Annotated in this window: 23 protein-coding genes and 1 pseudogene; 9 read left to right on the forward strand and 15 right to left on the reverse strand. The window is 71.5% G+C overall.

Annotated elements, in window-relative coordinates:
- Positions 1–172 precede the first annotated feature (172 nt).
- The 9 genes and pseudogenes from DDV73_RS29350 to DDV73_RS21255 form a co-directional block, all read right to left on the reverse strand.
- A pseudogene (locus tag DDV73_RS29350) lies at positions 173–325 on the reverse strand (GIY-YIG nuclease family protein); the annotation flags it as partial.
- Positions 326–458: 133 nt separating this feature from the next.
- The gene (locus tag DDV73_RS21220) at positions 459–1715 is read right to left on the reverse strand and encodes a phenylacetate--CoA ligase family protein (protein ID WP_109509244.1); all 1257 of its coding nucleotides are present in this window, start codon (positions 1713–1715) and stop codon (positions 459–461) included.
- A gap of 10 nt (positions 1716–1725) precedes the next feature.
- A complete protein-coding gene (locus tag DDV73_RS21225) occupies positions 1726–2634 on the reverse strand; it encodes an SDR family NAD(P)-dependent oxidoreductase (protein ID WP_109509245.1) in 909 nt (302 codons plus the stop codon).
- Positions 2631–3905 carry an MFS transporter gene (locus DDV73_RS21230; RefSeq protein ID WP_161962489.1) on the reverse strand — a complete coding sequence of 425 codons (1275 nt, stop codon included), beginning with the start codon at positions 3903–3905 and terminating at the stop codon, positions 2631–2633. Before DDV73_RS21230 ends, DDV73_RS21225 begins: the two co-directional genes overlap by 4 nt.
- Entirely contained in the window at positions 3902–5134 is a 1233-nt protein-coding gene (locus DDV73_RS21235; RefSeq protein ID WP_154402841.1) for an AMP-binding protein, read from the reverse strand. Before DDV73_RS21235 ends, DDV73_RS21230 begins: the two co-directional genes overlap by 4 nt.
- Positions 5131–6126 carry an ATP-grasp domain-containing protein gene (locus tag DDV73_RS21240; RefSeq protein ID WP_154402842.1) on the reverse strand — a complete coding sequence of 332 codons (996 nt, stop codon included), beginning with the start codon at positions 6124–6126 and terminating at the stop codon, positions 5131–5133. Before DDV73_RS21240 ends, DDV73_RS21235 begins: the two co-directional genes overlap by 4 nt.
- Positions 6127–6637: 511 nt before the next feature.
- Positions 6638–7516, reverse strand: a complete 879-nt coding sequence (locus DDV73_RS21245) for an SDR family oxidoreductase (protein WP_109509249.1) — start codon at positions 7514–7516, stop codon at positions 6638–6640.
- Positions 7513–8811 (reverse strand): MFS transporter, encoded by a 1299-nt coding sequence (locus DDV73_RS21250; protein WP_109509250.1) that lies wholly within the window; start codon positions 8809–8811, stop codon positions 7513–7515. Before DDV73_RS21250 ends, DDV73_RS21245 begins: the two co-directional genes overlap by 4 nt.
- Before the next feature lie 8 nt (positions 8812–8819).
- Entirely contained in the window at positions 8820–9839 is a 1020-nt protein-coding gene (locus tag DDV73_RS21255; RefSeq protein WP_109509251.1) for an ATP-grasp domain-containing protein, read from the reverse strand.
- 107 nt (positions 9840–9946) lie between these two features.
- Between DDV73_RS21255 and DDV73_RS21260 the strand changes: the two genes are divergently transcribed.
- The 6 genes from DDV73_RS21260 to DDV73_RS21285 are packed head-to-tail and all read left to right on the forward strand — an operon-like array spanning position 9947 to position 17992.
- On the forward strand, positions 9947–11338 hold the full coding sequence (locus tag DDV73_RS21260; protein ID WP_109509252.1) for an amino acid adenylation domain-containing protein: 1392 nt from the start codon (positions 9947–9949) through the stop codon (positions 11336–11338).
- Positions 11335–11577, forward strand: a complete 243-nt coding sequence (locus DDV73_RS21265; RefSeq protein WP_109509253.1) for a phosphopantetheine-binding protein — start codon at positions 11335–11337, stop codon at positions 11575–11577. The genes DDV73_RS21260 and DDV73_RS21265 overlap by 4 nt, the downstream gene beginning before the upstream one ends.
- A complete protein-coding gene (locus DDV73_RS21270) occupies positions 11574–12938 on the forward strand; it encodes a flavin monoamine oxidase family protein (protein WP_109509254.1) in 1365 nt (454 codons plus the stop codon). The genes DDV73_RS21265 and DDV73_RS21270 overlap by 4 nt, the downstream gene beginning before the upstream one ends.
- Positions 12939–12954: 16 nt before the next feature.
- Complete coding sequence (locus DDV73_RS21275) at positions 12955–14679, forward strand: class I adenylate-forming enzyme family protein (RefSeq protein WP_109509255.1); 1725 nt, start codon at positions 12955–12957, stop codon at positions 14677–14679.
- A 23-nt stretch (positions 14680–14702) separates the two neighbouring features.
- Positions 14703–16604, forward strand: coding sequence for an FAD/NAD(P)-binding protein (locus tag DDV73_RS21280; protein ID WP_206051007.1), 1902 nt, complete (start codon positions 14703–14705; stop codon positions 16602–16604).
- On the forward strand, positions 16601–17992 hold the full coding sequence (locus tag DDV73_RS21285) for a class-II fumarase/aspartase family protein (RefSeq protein WP_109509256.1): 1392 nt from the start codon (positions 16601–16603) through the stop codon (positions 17990–17992). The genes DDV73_RS21280 and DDV73_RS21285 overlap by 4 nt, the downstream gene beginning before the upstream one ends.
- Positions 17993–18033: 41 nt before the next feature.
- Here the strand turns inward: DDV73_RS21285 and paaI are convergent, their stop codons facing one another.
- On the reverse strand, positions 18034–18471 hold the full coding sequence (gene paaI, locus DDV73_RS21290; RefSeq protein WP_109509257.1) for a hydroxyphenylacetyl-CoA thioesterase PaaI: 438 nt from the start codon (positions 18469–18471) through the stop codon (positions 18034–18036).
- Between the two features lie 226 nt (positions 18472–18697).
- On the opposite strand from paaI, the gene DDV73_RS21295 reads away from it, so the two are divergent.
- The 3 genes from DDV73_RS21295 to DDV73_RS21305 all read left to right on the forward strand — a co-directional run bounded on the left by DDV73_RS21295 (position 18698) and on the right by DDV73_RS21305 (position 21670).
- A complete protein-coding gene (locus tag DDV73_RS21295; RefSeq protein ID WP_161962490.1) occupies positions 18698–20677 on the forward strand; it encodes an AfsR/SARP family transcriptional regulator in 1980 nt (659 codons plus the stop codon).
- A 112-nt stretch (positions 20678–20789) separates the two neighbouring features.
- Positions 20790–20993, forward strand: coding sequence for a hypothetical protein (locus DDV73_RS21300; RefSeq protein WP_109509259.1), 204 nt, complete (start codon positions 20790–20792; stop codon positions 20991–20993).
- A 32-nt stretch (positions 20994–21025) separates the two neighbouring features.
- Positions 21026–21670: a DUF1707 SHOCT-like domain-containing protein gene (locus DDV73_RS21305; RefSeq protein ID WP_109509260.1), complete on the forward strand. Its 645-nt coding sequence runs from the start codon at positions 21026–21028 to the stop codon at positions 21668–21670.
- Positions 21671–21676: 6 nt separating this feature from the next.
- Here the strand turns inward: DDV73_RS21305 and DDV73_RS21310 are convergent, their stop codons facing one another.
- The 5 genes from DDV73_RS21310 to DDV73_RS21325 all read right to left on the reverse strand — a co-directional run bounded on the left by DDV73_RS21310 (position 21677) and on the right by DDV73_RS21325 (position 25600).
- Positions 21677–22159, reverse strand: coding sequence for a hypothetical protein (locus tag DDV73_RS21310; protein WP_109509261.1), 483 nt, complete (start codon positions 22157–22159; stop codon positions 21677–21679).
- A gap of 32 nt (positions 22160–22191) precedes the next feature.
- On the reverse strand, positions 22192–22710 hold the full coding sequence (locus DDV73_RS28890; RefSeq protein WP_206051008.1) for a phytase: 519 nt from the start codon (positions 22708–22710) through the stop codon (positions 22192–22194).
- Positions 22608–23429 (reverse strand): phytase, encoded by an 822-nt coding sequence (locus DDV73_RS21315; RefSeq protein ID WP_206051009.1) that lies wholly within the window; start codon positions 23427–23429, stop codon positions 22608–22610. Before DDV73_RS21315 ends, DDV73_RS28890 begins: the two co-directional genes overlap by 103 nt.
- A 65-nt stretch (positions 23430–23494) precedes the next feature.
- Positions 23495–24754: an ABC transporter ATP-binding protein gene (locus DDV73_RS21320; RefSeq protein ID WP_109509262.1), complete on the reverse strand. Its 1260-nt coding sequence runs from the start codon at positions 24752–24754 to the stop codon at positions 23495–23497.
- Positions 24755–24760: 6 nt separating this feature from the next.
- Positions 24761–25600 (reverse strand): carbohydrate ABC transporter permease, encoded by an 840-nt coding sequence (locus DDV73_RS21325; RefSeq protein WP_109509263.1) that lies wholly within the window; start codon positions 25598–25600, stop codon positions 24761–24763.
- Positions 25601–25604 lie beyond the last annotated feature (4 nt).

Consider the following 25604-nt stretch of genomic DNA (forward strand, 5'->3'; position numbering starts at 1 on the left):
AGGTTGCGCTAGCAACCGTCTCGAAACCAAGGCCGCTTACGGTTCCGGTACGCGCGACTCGCAAGCGCCGGAAGGTCGTCGAGGCGAGCCTCGATGAGGGCCACGCGTTTGGCGCGCGGTTCCAGCCCTGGACTGTCTGCTCGAATGCGTAGGCCTCGTTGATGCGCTCGAACTCGGCTGACCAGACCAGCCGGACGGGACGTCGACGGCGCGTGTAGGTCGCGCCGAGGCCTTCGTTGTGCTGCCAGAAGCGACGCTCGATGTCGGTCGTGCTGCCGACGTAGAACGTGCCATCAGAGCACTCGAGGATGTATGCCCACGCCATGACAAGAGCGTTCCCGTTGTAGGAGCTGCAGCCAAGCAGCCGCCGACCAGTTGTGGATAAGCGGCCTACGGCAACTGTTCGCCTTGGTTTCGAGACGGTCGCTGCGCGACCTGCTCAACCGGCGGCTGAGCCTTCAGGCGTGCGGGCGCTCGTCGATGACCTGGACCAGCTTGCCTGTGCGGGGGCGGACGACGAGGTCGGCGGGGCGGACCCATTCGATGGCGAGCGGGTGGACGTGGCCGTCGGCGATGCCCTCCTGGTACGTCCCGCGGGCGGCGTACACGGCCTCGACCAGGCCCTGCGTCTCCGTCGGCGACGGGTCGCCGACGGTGGCGAGCCGCAGAATCAGGCCGTCCTTGCCGTCCCAGCGCCGGGCGACCATCTGCATGCCGACCATCGCGCCGCCGGTGTCGGCGGCGAGCAGCGCGTCGTGGACATCGACGTAGGACATCGCGACGTCGGCGACCCGGGCGCCCTCCTCGGTGCGGCCGACCAGCCGGAACGCCCGGCAGCCGGCGTCGACCCATTCGGCCAGGTCGCCGACCGGGTAGCGGATGATCGGTAGCAGCGTCCGGAACAGGTTGGTGACCACCACCCGGCCACGGACCTCATGCACCCTGATCGGCTCGTCGGTCTCCTCGTCGAGGATCTCCACGATGGTGCGGTCGGCGACCGCTTCGTGCACGCGCACGTCGTCGCCAGGGACCGGCGCACCGACCAGCCCGGCGTCGACGGTGGCGTAGCCCATCGACGCGATCGCGGCGTTCGGGAAGGCTTTGGCCAGGCGCGGCCGAAGGTCGTCGAAGAGCAGGTCGCCCGCGAACAGCAGCAGCTCGACCGACTCGGCGCGGGTTCCCAGCGAGAGCACCGCCTCGGCGACCCCTCCGAGCTTCATCGGGGTGCCGGCGAGCACCTCGACGCCGAAGCTCTCGATCAGCTCGGCCACGTCCTCGTCGGGGGTGTGACCGGCGACCGGAAGCCGGACGTTCTCGACCGGCGCGTTGTGCAGGGACGCCTCGATGTAGAGGAAGCCGCCGTACAGGTGGCCGACGAACATCAAGTTGGCCACGCGGTGTCCGGCTCGGAGCCCCGCGCGCACCATGCCCGCGCCGAAGGCGGAGGTGGAGTCGAGGTGCTCCGTGCGGGTCCACGGCGACACCTTCGGCGCGCCGGTCGTGCCGCCGGAGGTGTAGACGCCGGCGTCGGTGAGCGGCCCGGTCAGCAGCCGGTTGTCGGGCCACCGGTTGGCCGCCCAGAACGCGGGCTGGTCGATCACCGGGAGGTCGGTCAGGCCGACCCAGTCGTCGGGTACGTCGCGGTAGAGGTCGGCGTAGAACGGCGAGTTCCGGCGGGCGAAGGCGACCAGGTCGCGCAGGGGCTTGGCAGGCATGGCTTCTCCTTCAGGCGTAGTCCCTTGGTTTCGAGACGGTCGCTAGCGCGACCTCCTCAACCAGCGGGACGGAGGGGGCGCTGATCCACGAGCGGGCCGCGGTCTGGACGGCCGAGCCGTCGAGGTCGGCGTACTTGCGGCGCAGGTAGTCGGCGACCCAGTCGCTGGTCGGGATCCGGAACGGCGGGTCGGCCGCCCCGAGCGCCGAGACCACCACGTCCGCGACCTCCCAGCGGGACTGGCCGACGCCTTCCCAGCCGGGCCCGCTCAGCCAGGCGATGTGGTTGTCGAACGTCTCGGCGTACGGGCCGGAGGCGGCCCGGATCGTCGTGCGGTTGATATCGGGGAAGCGCCCGAAGTCGGTGTCGTGGACGAAGCCTGGCACCACGATCGACACGGCCACCCCGTGCGCGGCCGCGACCGGTGCCAGGCTCTCCATGAACCCCTCGACCGCGAACTTGGCCGCGGCGTAGGCCTCGTTGAACGGCTGCCCGACGGCGCCGTGGATGCTGCCGATGCTGATCAACCGGCCCCCACGCGCCCGCAGCAGCGGCATCGCGACCCGGCTGACCGCGATCACGCCGAAGAAGTTGACCTCGAGATTGGCCCGCAGCGCGGCCATCGTCGACATCTCCATGGTCGGGTCGAAGTTGGAGACACCCGCGTTGTTGACCAGCGCATCCAGCCCGCCGTACCCCGCCGCCACACTCGACAGGCAGGCCTCGACTGAGCCGGCGTCGGTCACGTCCAGCCGCCGTACGTCGACCTCGACGCCAGCCCCGCCAACGGCCTCCAGCAAGGCCCCGGCCCGGTCCGGCTCGCGCATCGTCGCCACCACTCGCCAGCCGGCGGCGGCCGCCCGGACGGCGGTGGCCAGCCCGATTCCGGAGGAGGTCCCGGTGACCAGCAACGTCTTCATGCCGGCACCTTCGCCCGTTCGTCCGGGCCGGCCGCGCGGTCCAGCAGCGGCTGCACCCGGACCGCCGAGAGGAAGGAGAGCGCGGCCAACAGGGTGCCGGCGACCATGGTCACCCGCGCCGCGTCGAGTACGCCGAGGCTCGGGGTGAGCACGCTGACCAGTGCGCCGCCGGCGAGTGCGGCGACCGGGATCACGCCCCAGGTCGCGGTGCGGAACGCGGCGTGCATGACGCCCTGGTTGTCCGCCGTCATCCGCGACTGCCGGATCGGCGCGCTGCACACGTTGATGCAGGACATGAAGAACCCGTAGCAGCCGATGGTCATCCCAATCACCAGCGCCGGCGGCAGGGTCGGTGCGAGCAGGATGCCGAGAGCGACCAGGTTGTGGGCGAGCAGCGCATAGGCGAATGTGCGGCCGAGCCCGAACCGGTCGCCGAGCCGGGGCGCCACCAGCGCGCCGATCACGGCACCGACCGCGGCGGCCGACATCGCGATGCCGAAGGTCGTGGCGGACACGTCGAGGCCGCGGTAAGCCAGGATCGGCAGCACGGTCACGAAGATCGGGCCACCGCTGTTGAGGACCACGGCGGCGACCACGACGCGGCGCAGCACCGGGTCGGCCCAGTTCAGCCGGAAGCCGAGCAGCAGCCGCGACCAGATCGCGCCGTCCTGGGTGGACCGGGTGCCCCAGGGGCGCATCCGCCGCAGGCACGCCGCCGAGACCAGGTAGCTGGCGGCGTCCACGACCAGCGCAGCCACGCCCAGCGCGTGATAGAGCCCGGCCGCGACCGACGGGCCGGCGACCTCGGACACCGTGTGGCTGCCCTCGAATCGGGAGTAGCCGCGGACCAACCGGTACTCCGGGACCGTGGTCGGCACCGCGACCAGGTAGCCGACGGTGAAGAAGATCGACGCGCCGCTGATCAGCGCCACGCAGACGAACAGCAGCGGCGTGGAGAGTACGTCGAGCCAGTAGGCGACCGGTATCGCCAGCACCGCGACCAGCCGGACCAGGTCGCAGCCGATCATCGTCAGCCGCTTGTCCCAGCGGTCCACCAGGACGCCGGCGACCGGGCCGAGCAGCGGGATGCCGAGGTACTGCGCCATCGCCACGATGCCGACCTCCAGGGCCGACGCGTCGAGCAGGAAGATCATCACGGTCGGGACCACGAAGATCGTGATCTTGTCGCCGACCAGGCTGACCGTCTGGCCGGCCCACAGCAGGTTGAACTCCCGGCCCAGGTTCTCCGGCCGCTTCCAGGTGAGGCTCACGACTGGCCGGCTTCCCGCTGGACCAGGCTGGCGGTCTTGCCGGTGCGCTCGTTGCAGATCAGCGCATCCACGGCCTCGACCTGGAACGAGTCCGGGTCGTGCAGGAACGCGGTGCTGAGAGTGAACGTCGAGGAGAAGATCTCCGCCCGCAGGGTCGCCGCCAGATCCGGGGCCGCCTCGGTCGAGGTCAGCAGGAGTACGTCGACGCTCGCCACCCGGCCGCGCTGCTCGGTGATCACCACCTGGGCCCGGGCGACGCCCGGCGCACGCTCGGCCTGGGCGACGATGTCGTCGACGTGCAGCCCGAGGCCACGCACCTGCACCACCGAGTCGCGCCGCCCCAGGAGCCGCAGCGCGGTGCCCTCCCGACCGCACGGGCACGACACCAGCTCGCCGGCGTCGCCGGTCTGGTAGCGCAGCACCGGGTTCAGCATCTCCGGGTTCAGCGTGGTGAAGTCGAGCAGCCCGTCCTCGGCGACCCGGACCAGCTGGTCGGGGTGCGGGTGGAAGGTGTCGGCCGGGCAGTCGGGGGTGTTGGTGCCGACCACCCAGGTCTCGGTGCTGCCGAACATGCCCCAGCGGCGGGCGTTCGGTGCCACCGCCGCGAGATCGTCGTCGAGCTGCGGGTGCCAGGCCTCGCCGAGCCACAGGACCTTGGTGAGCGCCGGGAGCGTGACGCCTGCCGACCGGGCCGCCGCGAACCACAGCCTCAGCACGCTCGGCGTACCGCCGATCGCGGTCACCTCCCGGGTGGCAAAGAACGCCAGCCAGTCGGCGTACTCGTCCTTGGTCACCGAGCCGACGCTGATCACCCCGCAGCCGGAGAGATCGGCGAAGGCAGCGGCCAGGAAGTGCGCGCCCCACATCCGGCCGGCGCCCCAGGCGTTGACGAACAGGTCGTCGCGGTCCAGCGGCTGCCACTGGCTGTGCACGGTCTCCATATAGAAGCCGGTCGGCGCGTGGCCGACCTTGGGCGCGCCGGTGCTGCCGCCGCTCTGGAACAGCCAGGTGGCGCCGCGCTCGGCCTTCGGCTGCAGCGCGGCCAGCGCCACGTTGAGGTCGTCCTTGACCAGCGGCGGTACGGCGGCGAGGTCGGCGAGCGTGAGCACCTTCTCGTGGCCTTCGTAGCGGTCGGCCAGCGCGGGCACGGTCGCCAGCCGCTCCAGGTTGCGCTGGGCGACGGTGAGCAGCGGCTCGGCCGCCTCGGGCGTCAGGGTGAATCCGTTCATCGGGTGGCCTCCAGCCATCTGGCGTGTGCGTTGCGGTAGGCGGTCCAGCGGGCGCGGGTGATGTCGCGCTGCAGGGTGCGGGCGGGGTCTCCCCAGTCGGGCGCGATCACGCCGTCCGGCTCCAGCTCGGAGAACCAGTAGTGGCCGCCGTCGTACAGGAAGTCGACGCAGTAGAAGGGCACGTCGGGGAGGTTCTCGGCGAAGTACGCCGTGGCCTCGGCGAGCTCGGGGGGCACCGGCGGGAACGCCATCGCGCCGCCCCGGCTCGCGTTGGACACCGGCGAGCCCGGCTCGGGCGTACGCCGCATACAGGCGTACGGCGCGCCGTCGACGACGTACACGCGGTAGTCGACGGTGCCCTCGCCGAGGTACGGCTGGGCGACCAGCGTGGTGTCGCCGCCCTGGGCCAGGCTGGCCAGGCCGCGGACGTCCTCGGCGCTGTGGGCGATGTTCACCCCACCGCCCCCGCACCAGCCGGCCGGCTTGACCACGGCCGGGTAGGTCAGCTCGCCGAGCCCGACCTCGTAGAGGTGCTTGCTGACGTCGCGGCCGGTGCCGATCCGGATCGTCGGGATCGGTGGGACCGGGGAGTCGGCGAAGCGCAGCGCCGTCGCGAGCTTGTCGTTGGCGATCGGCGACAGCGCCGGCGGGAACGGCAGGTAGAAGCCGAGCTGCTCGAGGACGGCGTACAGCGCGTACTGGTTGAAGATGTCGGCCGACTGGTACGGCAGCGAGTAGAGCGCGGTGATGAACAGTGTGTCCTCCGGCGTCACCGGCTCCTCGTCGAGGAATACCCGCGGCTTGCCGGCGTCCAGCCCGTCGACGGTGACCGCGTCCGGCGAGTGCCGGCACCACTCGAGGCCGAGCTCGGCCGCTACGTCGGCGTACAGGTCCCAGAAGAACGGCTGCCAGGCCGCGGTCGCGCGCGAGGACTCCCGGTCCGGAAAGACCCAGCACATCCTCTGCAAGCCGGTAGGCAGGCCAGTACTCATGGCTGGCAGCCTGCCGCCCACCGCTGCTAATCCGTTGCGGATCCGCTATGCGTTCCCGCGACCGGATCTGCAGCAGATCTGTATCCGACTCCGTGAGGCTCGAACCGTCTCCAACAAAGACGACCCGACCTCCGACTTCCGGGAGTTGGGAGGCTCGATCTCGAGAGGGAGGTGAAGAGGATGCGTGGAGGTGTTGTTGCAGCTCGCGGTGGTGTTGTCGCCTACGGCGGCGTGGTGGCCTACGGCGGCGTCGTAGCTTACGGCGGTGTCGTGGCTATGCGCGGCGGGGTGGTCGCCTGACCAGCCCCTAGATGAAGAGCGTCCCTGGGTGGTTGAGAAACCACCCAGGGACGCTTCTGTTTTCGCGACGACGCCGACCCGCCCCGTCTTCACGCGGTGGAGCGCTGACCCGGCCCGTCTTCACGCCGTGGAGCGCTGACCCGGCCCGTCTTCACAGTCGTGATGTCAACACGGGCCGGGTCAGCGTGTTCCTGCGTGAACACGGGCCGGGTCAGCGTGTTCCTACGTGAACACGGGCCGGGTCGGGGTGGACCATGGGGCGGGTGAGCTGCTGGATGGCCGAGCCGTCGGCGTCGTGGTGCTTGCGCTGGATGTACGCCGCGGCCCACGCGCTCGTGGGCACCCGGAAGGCCGGCGAGGCGTCGCTCAGGCAGCCCAGGACGGCCTCGGCGACCTCGTCGGCGGTCTGGCTGCCCGGCAGGCCCTCACGTGCGGCCCACTCGAAGTAGGCCCGGTAGAGCGGCGCATAGGGACCGGTCTCGCCGAGCAGGAACTCGCGGGTGAAGGCCGGGTCGAGGCCGGTGCCGTACCGGGTGCCGACGACCGGTCCGGGCTCGATGATGCTGACCGCGACGCCGACCTCGGCCGCGACCGGGGCGAAGCTCTCCAGGAAGCCCTCAACGGCAAACTTCGCGGCCGAGTACGTCTCGTTGAACGGCTGCCCGATGATGCCGCGGGTGCTGCCGATCGTGACCAGCCGGCCGCGGCTGGCCCGCAGATGCGGCAGCGCGGCCCTGGTCATCGCGAGCACGCCGAAGAAGTTGACCTCGAACAGCTCCCTGACCGTGTCTAGGTCGCAGAACTCCAGCGTGGCGCCGTTCTGGGCGATGCCGGCGTTGTTGACCAGGGCGTCGAGGCCGCCGTACTGCTCGACCGTGCCGGCGAGGCAGGCCTCGATCGAGTCCGCGTCGGTCACGTCGAGACGGCGTACGCCGACGCTCACGCCGGCGGCGTCGGCCGCCGTACGCAGGTCCTCACAGCAGGCAGGGTCTCGGACGCCAGCGACCGCCGTCCAGCCCTCACGGGCGGCGGCGATCGTGGTGGCGAGACCGATGCCGGACGAGGCGCCGGTGATCAGGACGGTCTTCATCGCGCCTCGAGCTGGGCTTCCTTGGTCGGTACGTCGTCGCGGAGCGCGCTCGGCGTCTGGCTGAGCCGCTGCACCTGCCACAGTGGGACGAAGGCGAAGGCGGCCATGACGGTGCCGCCAGACATCACCAGGTTCGCGGCGCTGAGCACCGACATCCCGGACGACGTCAGCAGCTCCACGAACAGGCCGCCGACGAAGGCGGCGAGCGGGATCACACCCCAGGTGACCGTGCGGAACGCGGAGTAGACGATCGCCTGGTCGGCGCGGTTGATCCGCGGCTGGCGCACCGTGGAGATGCTGATGTTGAAGTGGACCATGCAGAATCCGTACGCCGCGAGCGTGAGCGTCAACACCACCGCGACGGGGAACACCAGCGCCGCGAGGATCCCGAGCCCGACCACGCAGTGGCAGAACACCGACCACGCGGTGAGCCGGCCGACGCCGAGCCGCCGGCTGATCCGCGGTGCGACGATGGCACCGCCGACCGCGCCGAGCGCGGCCACCGACATCACGGTGCCGAAGGTGCCGGCCGACATGTCGTGGCCCTGGTACGCGAGCACCGGCAGCAGGGTGACGAAGATCGGACCGCCGGAGTTGAGGATCAGGGTGCCGACCATGGTCCGGCGCAGAACCGGGTCGGCCCAGTTGTGCCGCAGCCCGAGCGTCAGCCGCTCCATCACCGTTGACCGGCCGTCATGGGTCCGCGGCTTGTCCTCCAGCTGGCTCAGGCAGGACGCCGAGAACACGTACGACAACGCATCGAGGACCAGCGACCAGACTCCAGCCAGATGCCAGAGCAGACCGGCGATCGACGGCCCGCCGACCTCGGCGGTGGTCCGGCTGGCCTCCAGCCGGGAGTACGCACGGACCCGCTGGCTCTCGTCGACCGAGGTGATCACCGAGACGCTGTAGCCGACGTTGAAGAAGACCTGGGCGGAGCTGATCACGGCGACGCAGACGAAGACCAGCGCGACCGACAGCACGTCCAGCCAGTAGGCGAGCGGGATCACCAGCACGGCGACCAGCCGGACCAGGTCGCAGGCGATCAGCGTCCGGCGGACGTTCCAGCGGTCGATCAGGGCGCCGGCCAGCAGCCCGAGGATCGGGATCGCGAGGTACTGCGCCATGCCGACCAGGCCGATGTCGAACGCCGAGGCGCCCAGCAGGAACACCATCACCGTCGGCACGATGAACGCGGTGATCCGGTCGCCGGCCATGCTGACCGACTGGCCGGTCCAGAGCAGGTTGAACTGCCGGCCGAGCGGAGGTGGCGGTGGTGCTTCGGCGTTCGACATGGCCGGCCTCAGACCAGTTCGTGGGCGTTGGACGACAGCGCGATCGCGTCCTCGAGCCACTGGGCGTGGCCACGACGGTAGGCCGACCAGCGCTCCGTGACGACGGAGCGCGCCTGCGCCGCGGCAGCGGGAGTGTCGTCGGGCGCGATGATGCAGCCGTCGGGCTCGATCTCGGAGAACCAGAACCGGCTGCCGTCGTACAGGAAGTCGGCACGGAAGTACGGGATCGGCACCTGGGCGGCGAAGTAGGCAGCCGCCTCGGCCAGCTCGTCGGGCAGCGGCACGAAGCCGCTGGTCCCGCCGGTGCCGGCCCGCGGTGACACCGCGCCCTTCCCCGGCGTACGACGCACCACGGTGTGCGGCTTCCCCTCGATGATGAAGACGCCGTAGTCGTCGGTGCCCGCGCCGAGGTAGGGCTGGACGGCGATCGTGGTGTCGCCGCCTTCGGCGAGGCTGAGCAGTGCGCGCAGCTCGATCAGGTTGTTGGCCAGGCACACCCCTCGCCCCGAGGCCCAGCCGGTCGGCTTCACGACCACGGGGTACTCCAGGTCGGCGATGGCGTCGTCGTACAGGTTCATCCCGACGTCCCGGCTGGCCGCGACCCGGATCGTGGGGATCGGCGGCACCGGGCTGTCGGCGTACCGGAGGACGGCCGCGAGCTTGTCGTTGGCGATCGGCGAGAGCCACGGCGGCAGCGGCAGATAGAAGCCGGCCTGCTCCAGCACCGCGTAGATCGAGTACTGGTTCTGGATGTCCATGGTCTGGTACGGCAGTGAGTAGAGCGCGGTGAGGAACAGCGTGTCCTCCGGCGTCACCAGCTCACCGTCGAGGAAGACCCGCGGCCGGCCGGGCTCGCGGGCGTCCACAGAGATCGCGTCGGGCGGACGGACGGTCCACTCGAGGCCGAGGTCGGCGGCGGCCTCGGCGTAGTCGTTCCAGAAGGCGCCTTGCCAGATCGCCCGCATCCGGGTCGACTCCCGGTCGGGGAAGATCCAGCACAGTCGGCGCAGGGGGCTGGTGGTGGTCATGGGGGCGAGCCTGGACGCGGCCGCCACGAATCCGGTGCGGATCGACTACGGCGGCAGGTGAGCGGATCTGCAGTCGATCTGTAGCCGGCTCCGTGACGCTCTGCGCCATGCCTGCTGTCGTCGCTGCGCCTCGTGCCGTCGCTGACCTGTGCGCTCACGCCGAGCGCGCCGGCGACCAGGCCGCGGTGGTCCATGGCGACGAGTCGGTCTCGTACGCCGAGCTGTGGCGGCGGGTCGAGCTCGCGGCGCGGGAGTACGGCGCGCGGCCCGGCGTGGTGCGGGTCGCGACCCGGCATGCGCCGGACACCGTCGTGAGCCTGTTCGGCGCCTGGCTGGCCGGCGGCAGCTACTGCCCACTCGACCCGAGGCTGCCCGCCGACCATGCGGCCCGCCTGCTCGCCGGCACCGCCGCCGAGGCACTGCCGGCGGACACGGCGTATGTGCTCTTCACGTCGGGCTCCACCGGCCGGCCCAAGCCGGTGCCGGTGCCGCACGGCGCGGTCGACGCGGTGGTGCCGGCCCTGCGCGAGCTGTTCGCGATCACGCCGGAGGACCGGGTGCTGCAGTTCGCCTCGCTCAGCTGGGACACCTGCTTCGAGGAGATCCTGCCGACGCTGACCGGCGGCGCGACCCTGGTCTTCGACGCCGAGGCGCACACCGGCTCGCTGCCGCGCTTCCTGCGGATGGTCGCCCGGCAGGCGATCACCGTGCTGGACCTGCCGACCGCGTTCTGGCACGAGCTGGTGCACCACCTCGCCGAGACCCGCGAGCCGCTGCCCAACTGCCTGCGGCTGGTGGTGATCGGCGGCGAGGCCGCGAACCCGGCTCGGCTCGCCGAGTGGCATGCACTGGACACCGCACGGATCCAGCTGCTCAACACGTACGGCGCCACCGAGACCGCGCTGATCACTCACGCCGCGGAGCTGACCGGGCTGACCGGCGCAGACGTACCGATCGGGACCGCGCTGCCGCATGTCCGCGAGCACCTCACCGAGGACGGCGAGCTCTGGGTCGGCGGCCCGTCGCTCGCGTCCGGCTATCTCGGGCTGCCGGAGGAGACCGCGGAGCGGTTCGTCACCTGCGGCGGCCAGCGCTTCTACCGCACCGGCGACCGGGTCCGCCGCGCCGGACCGCATCTTCTGCATCTCGGCCGGCTTGACGCGCAGGTCAAGGTCCGCGGGATCCGAGTCGACCCGGGCGAGGTTGAGGCGCACCTGCTCGCCCATCCGGCGGTCACCGCCGCGGCCGTCACCGGCGTCACCGTGTCCGAGCGGACCGTGCTCGCGGCGTACGTCGTCGCTACGGCTGTGGCTGGTGACCTGCCCGCCGAGCTGCGCAGCCACCTCCAGGACACCGCGCCCGCCCACCTGTTGCCGGCCCGGATCGCCGTCGTCCCCGAGCTGGTCCGCACCGCCAGCGGCAAGGTCGACCGCCGGGCCACCCACGAGCGCTACGCCCCGCCACCCGCTACGACGACCCATCAGGAGGCCACCCCATGACCCGCGCCGTTAGCACCGTCACTATCGAGAGCGCCATTGCCGGAACCTTCCGCCGGGTCCTGGAGCTCGACGACCTCGACGAGCGCACCGACTTCTTCGCCGCCGGCGGGGACTCGCTGCTGGCGACCCGGGTGCTGTCCGCGATCGCCCGGGAGTACGACGTGGAGCTGACCTTCGACGAGTTCGTGGTCGACCCGACGCCGTCCGGACTGGCGGCCCTGATCGAGGTCGCACCGTGACCGTGGTCGTCGTCGGCGCGGGCCTCTCGGGCCTGGTCGCCGCCACCCGGCTGGCCGACGCCGGCTTCGACGTCATGGTCATGGAGGCACGGAACCGGGTCGGCGGCCGCACCCATGGCATCGAGGTCGCGCCCGAGCGCTGGGTCGACGCGGGCGCGGCGTACCTCGGCGAGCGGCACACCGGGCTGGTCGACCTGCTCGCCGAGCTCGGCCTGAAGACCACCCCGACCGACATGGACGGCGCGAGCCGGTTCCTGCTCGGCGGTGACGGCGACCAGACCCGTGACGGACGCTTCCCGCCGCTGAACGCGGTGGCGCTGGGGGAGATGTTCGACCTGCTCGACGAGCTGACCCGCCAGGTCGACCCGGCCGCGCCGTGGCTGACGCCCGACGCCGAGCGGCTGGACCGGCTGACAGCGGCCGAGTGGGCCGCCGAGCACCTCACCCATCCCGACGCACGGCTGTTCTTCCCGCTGTTCCTCGGCGAGATGATGGCGGCCGCGCCGGCCGACGTGTCGATGCTGCACGTCGCGTTCTACCTGCGCTCCGGCGGCGGGATCAGCTATCTCAACGCGTTCGCGGGCGGTGCCCAGGAGAGCCGGGTCGCCGGTGGCGCGCACCAGATCTGCGAGCAGCTCGCCGCCGACCTGGTAGCGCGCCAGCCGGGCTCAGTCCGGCTCGGCGAGCCTGTCGTGGCGATCGAGGACACCGGCGCCGGGGTGCTGGTGCGGACGTCATACGAGACGAGCTCGATAGCGACCGGGTCGTATGACGCAGCCGCCGTGATCATCGCCGTACCGCCGCCGCTGGCCGACCGCATCGAGATCACGCCGCGGCCGGCCCCACGCGCCACCGCGGCCACCGGGCGCGGGTCGGCGGTCAAGCTGCACCTGGTCTACCCGGAGCCACTGTGGCGCGACGCCGGGCTGTCCGGCTGGTCGGTCAACGCCGGCGGTCCGCTGCTCTCGACGGTCGACGACTCACCGGCCGAGGGCGGCGCGGGCGTGCTGACCGGCTTCGTCACCGGCCGCGAGGCGCGCGCGTACGGCGCCCTGTCGTACGACGAGCAGCGCGCTGCCGCGGTCGACCAGGCGTCCCGGGTCTTCCCCGAGCTCCCGGCACCGCTGGACTTCCACCTCACCGACTGGGTCAACCAGGACTACAGCCGCGGCTGCTACGCCGCGCTGTTCGGGCCCGGTGACTGGCTCGCCCTCGGCCCCACCCTGGCAACACCCGCCGGCCCGTCCGGTCGCATCCACTGGGCCGGCACCGAGACCAGCCTCGAGTTCTTCGGGCTGATGGAGGGCGCGATCCGCTCCGGCCAGCGGGCTGCCGACGAAGTCACCGAACAACACCACTAGAAGCAAGGAGATCGCGATGAGCGACACCGCCACAACAGGCACGACAGGCACCACCTTCGCTCCGCTCGCGGTCCGCGAGCGGTTCATGACCGAGCCCAACCTCGGCGCCGGCAACTTCCTCGACTACGCGGTCGCGCACAACCCGAACCGCTCGGTCCCGTTCGCGTTCAGCCACAGCCTCGACCACCGCGGTGAGGTGGTGCTCAAGGGCCACAGCCTGGAGGACCTGGTCCGGCTGCGGGACCGCTATGCCAAGTGGTACGCCGCCAACGGCGTCCAGGCCGGCGAGCCGGTGGCTGTGGTGATCGCCGAGGGCCTGGAGCCGGTGATCCACTTCCTCGCGCTCTCGGCGCTGGGGGCGATCCCGACCCTGGTCAACGACGCGATGCGGCCCGACATCATGGTCCAGTACCTCGACCACGTCGGCGTGGTCGGCGTGGTCGCCGACGACACAACCCGGCTGCTCACCGCCTACCGCGGCGGCGAGCTGCGCCGGCCGCGCTTCGTGGCCCTGACCTCCGAGGTGCGGGCGGGCGACGTCAGCGGGATCGAGCTGCCGACGCCGTACCCCTACCAGCACGCCGCCGACGACATGGTCGCGCTGATCCACTCCTCCGGCACCACCGGGATCCCGAAGTCGACGATCCTCGCGCACCGCCAGTTCTGGGACGGCAAGCAGCCGCGGATGACCCGGTTCCCGGCCCAGCCCGGCGACCGGCTGATGTGCCTGATGCCGCACACCCACGCCGGCGGCCTGTCCTACTTCCTGACCGCGACCCTGCTCGGACTGCCGATCGTCACCATGGCCGACTGGCGCCGTACCGTCGTCGAGCCGGTGATGGAGGCGTTCCAGCCGACGATGGTGTGCTCGTTCCCGCGCAGCTTCGTCGAGCTCGCGACTGGTGAGCTGCCGGTCGCGGGCGCCGCGAAGGTGCACTCCTGGTTCAACACCGGCGACTCCGCCCACTACGGCCACATCCGCCGGCTGGTCACCCTCGGCGAGCGGCCCGCCGGACTGATCAAGCCGTGGCTGCTGCCGCGCGAAGCAGCCGAGGAAGAGCCGCTCGCCGGCTCGCAGTTCATCGACGGCCTCGGCTCGTCGGAGATGGGGATGGCCAACTTCGGGCAGATCACCTCGCCGGAAACGCCGCGCGACGACCGCTGCGTCGGCAAGCCGCTGGAGGTGGTCACCGCGGCCGTCCTGGACCCCGACGGCAACGAGCTGCCGGACGGCACCGTCGGGCTGCTCGCGGTGAATACGCCCTCGCTGACGCCCGGCTACTGGAACAACCAGCGGCTCACCGAGTCCTTCCGGCTCGCCGGCTGGTGGCTGACCGGCGACGTCGCGCGTCGCGACGCGGAGGGCCGGTTCTACCACCTGGACCGGACCGTCGACGTCATCGACACCGCCGACGGACCGGTCTACAGCCTGCCTTTGGAAGAGGTGCTGCTCGCCGACTGCGCGGACCTGGTGCGCGACTGCTCGGTGGTCGGAGTGCCGTCGGCGGCCGGTGACGGGCTGCGCCCGGTCGCCGTCGTACAGCTGCAGGCCGACGCCGACGCCTCCGAACCGGAGATCCTGGAGCGCGCCAACAAGGAACTGGCCGCCGTCGGGCACGCGGAGCTCGCGGCGGTGGTGATCGCGCGCACCGCCGCGGACTTCCCGCTCGGCCCGACCGGCAAGGTCCTCAAGCGCGAGCTGCGCACCCGGCACGCTGGGTTGCTCACGAGTACGCAGTAGGCGGCGTGCACACCGTCTGTGTGGTGGGTCTGGGGCCGCGTGGGCTGTCGGTGCTGGAGCGCCTGTGCAGCAACGCGGCCGCCGGCCACCAGCGGATCGTCGTCCACGTGGTCGACCCGCATCTCGAGGTGGGCGGCCGGGTGTGGCGGACCAGCCAGCCGGGCGAGCTGCTGATGAACACCGTGGCCTCGCAGGTCACGATGTTCACCGACGACAGCGTCAGCTGCGACGGGCCGGTGCGGACCGGGCCGAGCCTGTTCGAGTGGGCGAAGCTGTTCGTGCCGACCGAGCCGTTCGGTCCGTACCCGGACTGGGTGTACGCCGAGGCCGAGGCGCTCGGCCCGGACAGCTACCCGACCCGGGCGTTCTACGGCCACTACCTGCGCTGGGTCCTCGGGCGGCTGGAGCGGTTCGTCCCGGACCTGGTCGTGGTACGCCGGCACGCCACCGCCGCGGTCGGCCTCGCCGACGAGTCGAGCGGTCGTCAGCGGGTCGCACTGGCGGACGGGACGGCGCTCGGCGGCCTGGACGCGGTCGTCCTCGCCCTCGGTCACCTCGACCAGCGCGCGTGCGCCGACGAGACGGCGTACACCGAGCACGCCCGCCGGCACGACCTGGTCTACGTGCCGACCGGCAACCCGGCCGAGGCCCGTCTGGACCGGATCCGCCCGGGTATGCCGGTCGGGCTGCGCGGGCTCGGGCTGAACTACTTCGACTACCAGGCGCTGCTGACCGTGGGGCGCGACGGCCGTTTCGTCCGTGACGAGGGCGGCGCCCTGCGGTACGAGCCGTCCGGGCTCGAGCCGCTGCTGGTCGCCGGGTCGCGCCGCGGCGTCCCGTACCACTCGCGCGGCGCCAACCAGAAGGGCGTGAACGGCCGGCACCAGCCGCTGTTCCTCACCGCCGAGGTGATCAAGGAGCTGCGGGCGCGGGCCGAGGCCGCCAAAGAAGATGGGGCTGGTGTGGTGCGGTTCGTCGCCGACGTCTGGCCGCTGGTCGACCGGGAGGTGCGCGCGGTCTACCACCACGCGCTGCTCGTGCGGCGGTCCGGCCTCACGACGGCCACCGACTTCCTCGGGGAGTACGTCGGGCTGCCGGACGTGGCGGACGAGGATGCGCTGCTGACCCGCTTCGGGATCGCCGCGGAGGACCGCTGGGACTGGGAGCGGATCGCGCGGCCGGCGGGCACGCGGCGGTTCAGCGGACCGGCCGACTATCAGGCGTGGCTGCTCGACCACCTGCGCCACGACCTCGACGAGGCCCGGCAGGGCAATGTCCGCGGCCCGCTCAAGGCCGCGCTGGACGTGATGCGCGACATCCGCAACGAGGTCCGCCTGGTCGTCGACCACGGCGGCCTCGCGGGGTCGTCGTACCGCGACGAGCTGGAGGGCTGGTACACCCCGCTGAACGCCTACCTATCGATCGGGCCGCCGCCGAGCCGGGTCGAGGAGATGGTGGCGCTGATGGAGGCGGGCGTGCTGCGGATCTGTGGTCCCGGTATGCGGGTCGCGGCGGCGCCGGGTGGCGCGGGCTGGCTGGTGTCGTCGGACGTGCCGGGGGACGAGGTGCTGGTGACCGCGCTGGTCGACGCGCGGCTGCACGACGTCGACATCCGGTGCACCACCGACCCGCTGGTCTCCGGCCTGCTCGCCCGCGGCGAGTGCACGACGTACCGGATCAGCGACCCGGACGACGACTACCGGACCGGCGGGCTGGCCGTGACCCCGAAGCCCTACCGGCTGCTCGACGCAGCCGGCCGCGCGCACCCGCGGCGCTTCGCCTTCGGCGTCCCGACCGAGCCGGTGCACTGGGGGACCGCGGCCGGCGTTCGCCCCGGCGTCGACTCGGTGATCCTCGGCGACGCCGACGCCATCGCCCGCGCCGCCCTCTCGCTGGTCCGGACCACTGAAGGAGCACAGGCATGAGCGAGGAAACCGGACTGCTGAGCGCGGTGTGGGCCGGGGTGCCGGTGGCCGCCGAGCTGTCGGACGAGGCGTGGGTCGCCGCGATGGTCGAGATCGAGGTGGCGCTGGCGCGCGCCCAGGCTCGGCTCGGGGTGGTCCCGGAGTCGGCGGCGTCAGCGATCGCGGATGCAATCAAACACAGTTTCGTCGACGTCGCCGGGCTGGCGGTTCGCTCGCGCGGCTCGGCCAACCCGGTCGTGGAGTTCGTCCGCGAGGTCACCGCGATCGTGGCCGCGGCCGACCCGGAGGCCGCCGAGTACGTCCACCGCGGCAGCACCAGCCAGGACGTCTTCGACTCCGCCGCCATGCTGCTCGCCTCCCGTGCGCTGGCGGCGGTCGACGCGGACCTCGGCCGGGTCTGTGACGCGCTGGCTCGCCTGGCCGATGAGCACCGCGGTACGCCGATGGCCGCGCGCACGCTGACCCAGCACGCCGTACCCACGACCTTCGGGCTCAAGGCCGCCGGCTGGCTGTCGCTGGTGATGGACGCCCAGGACCGGCTGCGGACCGTCCGGGAGTCGCTGCCGGTGTCGCTCGGGGGAGCGGCGGGCACGCTCGCGGCGTACGTCGAGTACGCCGGCCTCGCCGGTGTCGACACCGCTGGCCATGGGCCCGCGCTGATGGCGGAGGTAGCTCGTGAGCTCGGGCTGCGCGACCCCGGCGTCCCGTGGCACACCCATCGCACCCCGCTGGTCGACGTCGGCTGGACGGTCACCCTGGTCACCGGCGCCCTCGGCAAGATCGCGACCGACGTCCTCGGCGCCACCCGCACCGAGGTCGGCGAGCTGACCGAGCCGGCCGGCGAGCGCAGCGGCGTCTCGTCGGCGATGCCGCAGAAGCAGAACCCGGTGCTGGCCACCCTGGTGGTCGCCGCGGCCCGCCAGGCACCGGCGTACACGATGATGCTCGGCGCCGCCCTGCTGGCCGAGGATGAGCGCTCACCCGGCGGCTGGCAGTCGGAGTGGCAGCCGCTGCGCGAGGGCCTCCGGCTCGCCGCCGGCGCCGCCGCGACCGCGGCCGAGCTGGTCGAGGGCCTCGTCGTGCACCCCGACGCGCTCGCCGCCAACCTCGCCCTCAGCGGCGGCACCATCGTCTCCGAGCGCCTCAACGTCGCTCTCGCCCCGTCCCTCGGCAAGGCGCCGGCCAAGGCGCTGCTGGCCCGGATCTCACGGGATGCCGCAGCGCGAGAGGCGAGCTTCGGCGAGCTGCTGACGGCGGCCCCCGAGCTGGCCGGCGTACTAGCTCCGGAGCAGGTCACCGCCCTCCTCGACCCCGCCGACTACCTCGGCTCGGCCGACGAGCTGGTCGACGTGGTGCTGGATCGGCACCGCCACACGGTGGTCGAGTAGGTCGCGCAGCGACCGTATCGAGACCTGCTCGACCACCCAAGTCAGGGCGTACGGCGGCCGGGCAGGATCACGCTGTGGCCGCGGAACTCCGCGACCACGACGTCGTCGGAGGGGCGGCGGACGGTGGCGTCGTAGATGCCGTGCAGGCCGATCCGGGACCGCTCCTCGGCCTCGGCGACCAGGACGTCGCCCACCTCGGCAGGCCGGAGGAAGGCCACCTGGGCGCTCTGCGCGACGGCGACCGGTCCGTAGGTGTTGCACGCGTAGGCGAAGGCGGCGTCGGCGAGCAGGAAGAGGTAGCCGCCGTGCGTCTTGCCGTGCCCGTTCATCATCGACTTGGTCACCCGCATCTCGACGCTGGCCCAGCCGGGCGCGACGTCGGTCAGGGCGATGCCGAGGGTCTGGCAGGTCAGGTCGCGCGCATGCAGCGCGTGCGCCTGCGAGCGGCTGGCGCTGCTCGGATCGGGGTCGATGACCATGTCGTCGAGAGTGCCGGGACGCGCTACAAACCGAGTACAGATCCGCTGCGGACGCCATAGCACCGCCGGGGGACCAGATGCAATTGGCCAGTTGTGACCACTTTCTTCCCATTGCGGCAGGCCGTCCTAGAACGCACCATTGATCGACTCACCGTCTCGGGATGCTTTACACCTTCATACGAAATCCTCGGGAGGGAACATGGGCCTACAGGCTCAGTCACGAACGATGGCCCGCCGACCCGCAGCGGGCACCTCGAGCACGGCCGCGCTCCACGTGGCACTGCTCGGACCGGTCGAGGCACTGGTCGACGGCGCGGAGGTTGCGCTGTCGCCGCTCGAGCGCAACCTGCTGGTCCTGCTGGCGCTGACACCAGGGAGCCCGACGTCCACGGACCGGCTGATCGACCAGATGTGGGGCGATGCGCTGCCCGCGGCGCCCCGGTCCCGGATTCAGGGCCTGGTCTCGTCGCTACGCCGCAAGGTCGGCAGCATGCTGGTGACCCGCTATCCGGGCTACCTCCTGGACCGCACCCAGCTGGCTCGCGACGTCGACACCTGCGACGAGCTGGCGGCCGCGGCGGCGAGCGCACCCACCACTGCCGAGCGCGCCGAGCTGTACGGCGCCGCCCTCGACCAGTGGCGGGGTGAGCCGCTGGACGGTGCCACCGCGCCCGGGCTGGCGGCGGACCGGGCCCGCCTTGGGGAGCAGCGGGTCGGCCTGCTGGAGGCCCACTGCGAGGCCGAGCTCGAGCTCGGCAACCACGCCGGCGTGATCGCGCCTCTGGCCGCCTCCTCGGCCGAGCATCCGCTGCGCGAGCGACTCGCCGGCCTGCACATGACCGCCCTCTACCGCAGCAACCGCCAGGCCGACGCCCTGCTGGTCTACCAGGAGCTCCGTGAGCGACTGGTCGACGAGCTGGGCAGCGACCCGTGCGCGGACCTGCGCAACCTGCATGCCGCCATCCTGAGAGGAGAGGGCCTGCGGGACGAGCGCAGGCAACCGGGCACGCCGCCCGCGAGCGCCCTAGCCCAGGTCCCTGCCCAGGAGCCGCCGGCCGCCGTCCCATCGGCGGCTCCGGCGGCTCCGGTCGTTCCGGCGCCGCGGTCGGTCCCGACTCCCGAGCGCGTCCCCGCCCAGCTGCCCGCGGGTGTCGGCCAGTTCGTCGGCCGCGAGGACGAGCTGCACCGGCTGGCCGAGGCCGTCGACCGCGACGACGGCGAGCCGAAGCTGGTGGTGGTCTCCGGCACCGGCGGGCTCGGCAAGACCGCCCTGGTGCTGCAGTGGGCGCACGGCGTCGCCGACCGGCACCGCGACGGCCAGGTCTTCCTCGACCTGCACGGCGACGACCCGACCACGACGCCGTCCCCAGAGGACGCCGTCGCCGCAGCGCTCACCGCTCTGGGCGCACCAGAGCTGGCCACCGCAGCGCCCGCGGACCGGGTCGCGGCGTACCGCACCTCCGTCCGTAACCGCCGGCTGCTGATCGTGGCCGACAACGCCGGCTCGGTCGACCAGGTCCTGGCCCTGGTGCCTCCGGGCGACGGCAACTGCCTGGTGGTGACCAGCCGCCGCCGGCTGATCACGCTCGCGACCCACCACCGGGTGCACGAGCTGCTGCTCGGCCCGCTCGACGACGCCCGGTCGCGGCAGCTGCTCGAGCAGATCTTGGGCGCCGACCGCCTGCGCGACCCCGACGCCGACGCGCTGGTGCGCTGGTGCGGCGGCTGGCCGCTCACCATCCGGCACGCCGCCACCAAGCTGCTCGGCCGGCCCAGCCAGACCATCGACTCGTTCCTGCGCGAGGCGCACGACGACGGCGACAACGTGCTGCTGGACGGCGACCCCCGGTCGGTCGGGGAGGCGCTGCGGTCCGCTCACCGCCAGCTCAGCCCGAGCGCCGCCCGGCTGTTCGGCAGGCTCGGGCTGCACGACGGCCCGTCCATCTGCCTGCATCTGGCCGCCGCGGCCGCCGACACCTCGCTGCCGCGTGCCCGACGGCTGCTCGACGAGCTGGTCGCCGCACGCCTGATCGAGGAGACCACCTCCGGGCGGTTCCGGTTCCACAACGTGGTGGCACGGTTCGCCTCGCAGCGCGGTCATGCGGAGGAGCTGACGCCGCCGGTGATCCTCGCCCCGCACTCGGTGGCGAACCAGCATGGGACCGATCGGGACTGCCTCTGCCTTCGGCTGCCTGTGCCGGCCTGACCCACCTCGGGCGTGCAATTAGCGAAAGCAAAACCTTCGGGTTTGGGTGACCGGCCGGCGGGCATAAGGCTCGCGGCCCGACCATCCGAACGTCCACCCGAAAGGCTCCACCATGCGCAAGCTCGGCCTCATCGTCGCCTCCGTCGCCGTCGTCACCAGCGGCTTCGCTGTCACTGGCTGCTCCTCGTCGCGGCACTGCGAGCACGACGCGACCGACGCCACGGTGGACGACAGCTTCTGTGAGAAGGGCACTGCCGGCTACGAGTGGGAGAACGACTCGTCGTCGAAGTCAAAGAAGAAGAAGCGTCGCCGCTGACCCGCCTTCGGCCCACGCAATACGCTGTCCGCATGGACCAGCCCGACCCCCAGCAGCTGCGGATCTCCGACGCCGACCGGCACAAGGTGGCCGACGTGCTCCGCGACGCGGCGGGGGAGGGACGGCTCGACTTCGAGGAGCTCGACGAGCGGCTCGAGGCGACGTACTCGGCCAAGGTGTACGCCGACCTGGTGCCGATCCTGGCCGACCTCCCGCAGCAGCCGCAGACACTGATCCCGGCCCCGGCGGCCACGCCGGCGATGCCGGCGCCGAAGGTCACCGGCGGCGCCCAGAAGGACCGCGCGATCGCGATCATGAGCGGCGTCGACAAGCGCGGCCCGTGGACGGTGCCGGCCGACTACTACGTGCTGGCCCTGATGGGCGGCGCCAACCTCGACCTCCGGCAGGCGAGCTTCGCCGCCAAGGAGGTCACGATCACGGTCAACGCGATCATGGGCGGCGCCGAGATCATCGTCCCGCCGACGGTGCACCTGGTCATGGACGGGATCGGGATCATGGGCGGCTTCGACGGCCCGCGTAGCGGGGAAGAGGAGCTCGGCCCGGACTCACCCACCCTGCGGATCAAGGGCGTCGCCTTCTGGGGCGGGGTGAACGTCCGCCGCAAGCGCCCGCGGGGCGACCTCAAGGATCAGTTCCGCAAGCACCTCGGCCACTGATCCGCCCTAGCTGGCAGTGAGGGCGGCGGCGGCGTCGACGAAGAGGCCGGCCTCCGGGGGCGGCCCGTTCCCGAGGCTGCGCTGGCCGCCTGCCGTCCACTCGCCGAGCACGGTGTGCGGGCGCTGCTGTACGGCGTCCCATCCGACGTCGAGAGTGAGGTAGCGCCGCGACGCCGATCGCTCGAGCGGCAGGACGAGCGCGAAGTGCGCCTCCGCCGGACGCTGGGCGGGCGGGAGCGTGATCAGCAGGGCGTCAACGCCACCGACCGCTCGAGGCCCGACCGTGAGACCCGTCCGCTCCACCCGCTCGTCGCGCGGCTGTCCCGCCCCGACGGCGTTCCAGGTCGCGGTCAGGGCACGCTGGAGACGACCGATCTTGCGGATGTACCGCGTCAGGTCGACCGCCGGGTCCATCAGCACGGCCGGGACGGCGCGATGTGCGAACTCGTAGTGGTGTGCCCTCGGGGGTCCGTTCACGAAGCCGTTCACGGGCGCAAGCCTGCCAGGCCGGACCCGGGAGGCTAGGAGGACCAGGGCACGAGCTTGAAGTTGGTGTTCTCGCGGACCTCGCCGTCCGCGGTCTCCGCGGGCGTGTTCTCGCCGTCGTGGACCACCAGCAGGCCGGTCGGGAAGCGCGGCCCGAGTGGCGCGGTGGTGACTGCCGTGCCGTCGCTGTGCTCGACCGAGTCCACCGCGCCAGCCGCGACCGTGAAGGTCCGCAGATAGCGCCCGCGCAGGGTGTACTCCACGAACCTGTTGTCGCCCTGGCTGGACACGATCAGCGTCACCGAGCGGTTCCGGTGACGGACGCTGGTCAGCCCCTCCGCGTCGGCCGACAGGTGGGTGCCGCTGTCAGGGTGCGGGATCGCGGAGACCGTGCACTCCTCGGTCTCCGGGTCGTACGTCGCGTCCCGGCCGAACTCGCGCACCCGGTCGATCAGCACCGGCCGCCCGAACGCCTCGCGCTGCAGCGGGATCCGCCAGACGCCGACGTCCTCCTGCGCGGCGTACAGCACGTCGTGCTGCGGGTCGACCACCATGCCCTCCACCTGCGGGCCCTCGCCGGGCTCGCCGCACGGCGTCCACGACGTACCGTCGGAGAGCCGGAACGTCTCGTGCAGCACCAGGGCGTCGGTACGCCGGTAGCCGACCCCGCCCGCCTCCTTGCGCAGCCGGAACAGGCCGACGGTCGAGGTGCTGCGCCGGCTGACAACGGCGTACGGTGGTGCTCGCGCAGCGCGAGCCCGTAGCCGGTCCGCTGCTCCTCGACCTCCGGTTCGGTGGCGCTGAATAGTCGAGTCGCGCGCGGTGAGGTGAGCTCGGTGAGCACCCGGTCGCCGGCAGCGGCACCGCGCGGGTCGATCCGGTAGCTGCGCAGCCGGTCTCGGCCGCGGTCGGTGACCACGGCGAGGTCCCCGAAGCCGGTGCCGGTGAGGATGTCGACGTTGTTGAACCGCCCCTCCTCGAGGTCGTCCCCGGGAGCGGGCGGCACGTCCACGTGCTGGATCCGGCGGCCGGCGAGGTCGAAGGCGTCCAGGCCGCCGTTCTTGAGGGTGCCGAGCACCACCGAGCGGGCCGGGCGATCGGCGACGTAGATCGCCGGGTCGTCGGCGTTGGCGTAGCCGCCGGCCTCGTCGTCGAAGTTGGCCGGCGTCTCGACCGTCGCGGTGTAGACCCCGTCAGGAGCGGCGGCGGACGCCGTACCGATCGAGGTCAGCAACAAGGAAACTGCGCCGAACGCCAGCAGTCGGGTACGCATGGCCGTGAGCCTTGCGCACCCGACTGCTGCGGTCAGCGAGCAGGTCGTGAACTTCCCCTGAACGCCTACTTCGTCAGATCCGTCGCGTCCCCTGCGTCTGCCTCGCCCTCTGCCTCGGCCGGAGCCGCCGCGTCCATGTCGGGCGGGATGGTCCCGGCCGCGGAGCGATCCGCGGTGAGGTTCTCGCCGGACTCCGGGTCGAAGAGGTGGATCTTCGCCGAGTTCACCCAGATCTCGGCCTCGTCACCCTCCTTGATCCGGCTGGCGCCGTCGAGCGAGACCACCAGCTGGGTACGCAGCGACTCGCCCTCCAGCTCCTTCTCGAGCTGATTCAGCTGCGCCTCCACGTCGGTGTGCGCTTCGTATGGGACGTAGGCGTAAGCCTCGTTGCCGAGCCACTCGACCACGTCCACCGTGGCCCGGAACGTCGAGCCGCTGGTCTTGGCGGATGCGTCCAGGACCGAGGCGTCCTCGAAGTGCTCGGGCCGGATGCCTGCGATGAGCAGGTCCTTGCCTTGGGCGGCGCTGGCCTTGTCGGCGGGGATGGTGACGTTGCCGAACGGCAGCTCGACGGTGTTGCCGCTGACCTTGGCTGGTAGGAAGTTCATCGGCGGGGAGCCGATGAAGCCGGCGACGAACAGGTTGAGCGGGTTCTCGTAGAGCTCGCGTGGAGTCGCGAGCTGCTGGAGGATGCCGCGCTTGAGTACGGCGACCCGGTCGCCCAGGGTCATCGCCTCGGTCTGGTCGTGGGTGACGTAGACCGTCGTGATGCCGAGCCGCTTCTGCAGCCGCGCGATCTCGGTCCGCATCTGGCCACGCAGCTTCGCGTCGAGGTTGGACAGCGGCTCGTCGAACAGGAACGCGTCGGCGTCGCGCACGATCGCCCGACCCATCGCGACCCGCTGCCGCTGGCCGCCCGACAGGTTGCCGGGTTTGCGCTCGAGGTGCTCGTCGAGCTCCAGCGTCTTCGACGCCTCGCGCACCTTCTGGTCCACCTCCGCCTGCGACGCTCCGGCGAGCCGGAGCGGGAAGGCGATGTTCTCGTAGACCGTCAGGTGCGGGTAGAGCGCGTAGTTCTGGAACACCATCGCGAGGTTGCGGTCGCGCGGAGCCAGGTCGTTGACCTTGCGCTCGCCGATGACCATGTCGCCGGAGGTGATGTCCTCCAGACCCACGATCATCCGCAGCAGGGTCGACTTCCCGCATCCGGACGGCCCGACGAGGATCATGAACTCCCCGTCCGCGACGTCGATGCTGACGTCATTGACGGCCGGGAACCCGTCGCCGTACTTCTTGACGATGTTTTGCATGGTGATGGCAGCCATGTCGGATCAACCCTTCACTGCGCCGGAGGTCAGGCCGGCGACGATCTTTCGCTGGAACAGCAGGACGATGATGATGATCGGAATCGTGGAGATCACGGCAGCCGCCGCGAGCAACGATGCCGGCCGGTTGAACGGATCCGCACCCACGAAGAACGCTAGTGATGCCGGGATCGGTCTCGCGGACTCGGTCGAAGTCAGCGAGATCCCGAACACGAAGTCGTTCCACGCGAAGAAGAACGTCAGGATCGCCGCCGTGAACACCCCGGGCGCGGCCAGCGGCACGATCACCTTGCGGAACGCCTGCCACGACGTCGCGCCGTCGACCTGGGCCGCCTGCTCCATCTCCCACGGGATCTCCCGGAAGAACGCCGAGAGTGTCCAGATCGCCAGCGGAAGCGTGAACGACATGTACGGGATGATCAGGCCCAGCCAGGTGTCGTAGATCCCGAACGTGCGCCACATGTCGAACAGCGGTCCGATCAGCGACACCACCGGGAACATCGCGATGGCCAGCGACATCGTCAGCACCAGCTTCTTGCCCTTGAACTCCAGCCGCGCGATCGCGTACGCCGCCAGCGTCGCCACGATCACGCTCAGCGTGGTCGCGATCAGGCTGATGCCGATGGAGTTGATGATGGCGCGGGGGAAGAAGTCATACAGATCGTCGGTGAGGACCTTGTTGTAGTTGTCCCACCCGGCATTCGTCCCGTCGGACGGGAGGAACCCGGGGTTGCCTGCGGTGACCGACTCCTCGGACTTGAAGGACAGCGAGATGATCCAGACGACGGGCAGCAGGCACCAGACGAGGATGACCAGTACTCCGATGGGTACTCCGAGCTTCTTCATCTAC

The sequence above is a fragment of the Nocardioides speluncae genome (genome assembly GCF_003121585.1).
GTDB lineage: Bacteria > Actinomycetota > Actinomycetes > Propionibacteriales > Nocardioidaceae > Nocardioides > Nocardioides speluncae.

Excerpts from the sequence above, each read along its gene's own strand:
- DDV73_RS21220 (WP_109509244.1), bottom strand. The coding sequence starts at position 1,715 with ATGCCTGCCAAGCCCCTGCGCGACCTGGTCGCCTTCGCCCGCCGGAAC.
- DDV73_RS21225 (WP_109509245.1), bottom strand. The coding sequence starts at position 2,634 with ATGAAGACGTTGCTGGTCACCGGGACCTCCTCCGGAATCGGGCTGGCC.
- DDV73_RS21235 (WP_154402841.1), bottom strand. The coding sequence starts at position 5,134 with ATGAACGGATTCACCCTGACGCCCGAGGCGGCCGAGCCGCTGCTCACC.
- DDV73_RS21240 (WP_154402842.1), bottom strand. The coding sequence starts at position 6,126 with ATGAGTACTGGCCTGCCTACCGGCTTGCAGAGGATGTGCTGGGTCTTT.
- DDV73_RS21245 (WP_109509249.1), bottom strand. The coding sequence starts at position 7,516 with ATGAAGACCGTCCTGATCACCGGCGCCTCGTCCGGCATCGGTCTCGCC.
- DDV73_RS21250 (WP_109509250.1), bottom strand. The coding sequence starts at position 8,811 with ATGTCGAACGCCGAAGCACCACCGCCACCTCCGCTCGGCCGGCAGTTC.
- DDV73_RS21255 (WP_109509251.1), bottom strand. The coding sequence starts at position 9,839 with ATGACCACCACCAGCCCCCTGCGCCGACTGTGCTGGATCTTCCCCGAC.
- DDV73_RS21260 (WP_109509252.1), top strand. The coding sequence starts at position 9,947 with ATGCCTGCTGTCGTCGCTGCGCCTCGTGCCGTCGCTGACCTGTGCGCT.
- DDV73_RS21265 (WP_109509253.1), top strand. The coding sequence starts at position 11,335 with ATGACCCGCGCCGTTAGCACCGTCACTATCGAGAGCGCCATTGCCGGA.
- DDV73_RS21275 (WP_109509255.1), top strand. The coding sequence starts at position 12,955 with ATGAGCGACACCGCCACAACAGGCACGACAGGCACCACCTTCGCTCCG.
- DDV73_RS21285 (WP_109509256.1), top strand. The coding sequence starts at position 16,601 with ATGAGCGAGGAAACCGGACTGCTGAGCGCGGTGTGGGCCGGGGTGCCG.
- paaI (WP_109509257.1), bottom strand. The coding sequence starts at position 18,471 with ATGGTCATCGACCCCGATCCGAGCAGCGCCAGCCGCTCGCAGGCGCAC.
- DDV73_RS21295 (WP_161962490.1), top strand. The coding sequence starts at position 18,698 with ATGGCCCGCCGACCCGCAGCGGGCACCTCGAGCACGGCCGCGCTCCAC.
- DDV73_RS21300 (WP_109509259.1), top strand. The coding sequence starts at position 20,790 with ATGCGCAAGCTCGGCCTCATCGTCGCCTCCGTCGCCGTCGTCACCAGC.
- DDV73_RS21305 (WP_109509260.1), top strand. The coding sequence starts at position 21,026 with ATGGACCAGCCCGACCCCCAGCAGCTGCGGATCTCCGACGCCGACCGG.
- DDV73_RS28890 (WP_206051008.1), bottom strand. The coding sequence starts at position 22,710 with ATGGTGGTCGACCCGCAGCACGACGTGCTGTACGCCGCGCAGGAGGAC.
- DDV73_RS21315 (WP_206051009.1), bottom strand. The coding sequence starts at position 23,429 with ATGCGTACCCGACTGCTGGCGTTCGGCGCAGTTTCCTTGTTGCTGACC.
- DDV73_RS21320 (WP_109509262.1), bottom strand. The coding sequence starts at position 24,754 with ATGGCTGCCATCACCATGCAAAACATCGTCAAGAAGTACGGCGACGGG.
- DDV73_RS21325 (WP_109509263.1), bottom strand. The coding sequence starts at position 25,600 with ATGAAGAAGCTCGGAGTACCCATCGGAGTACTGGTCATCCTCGTCTGG.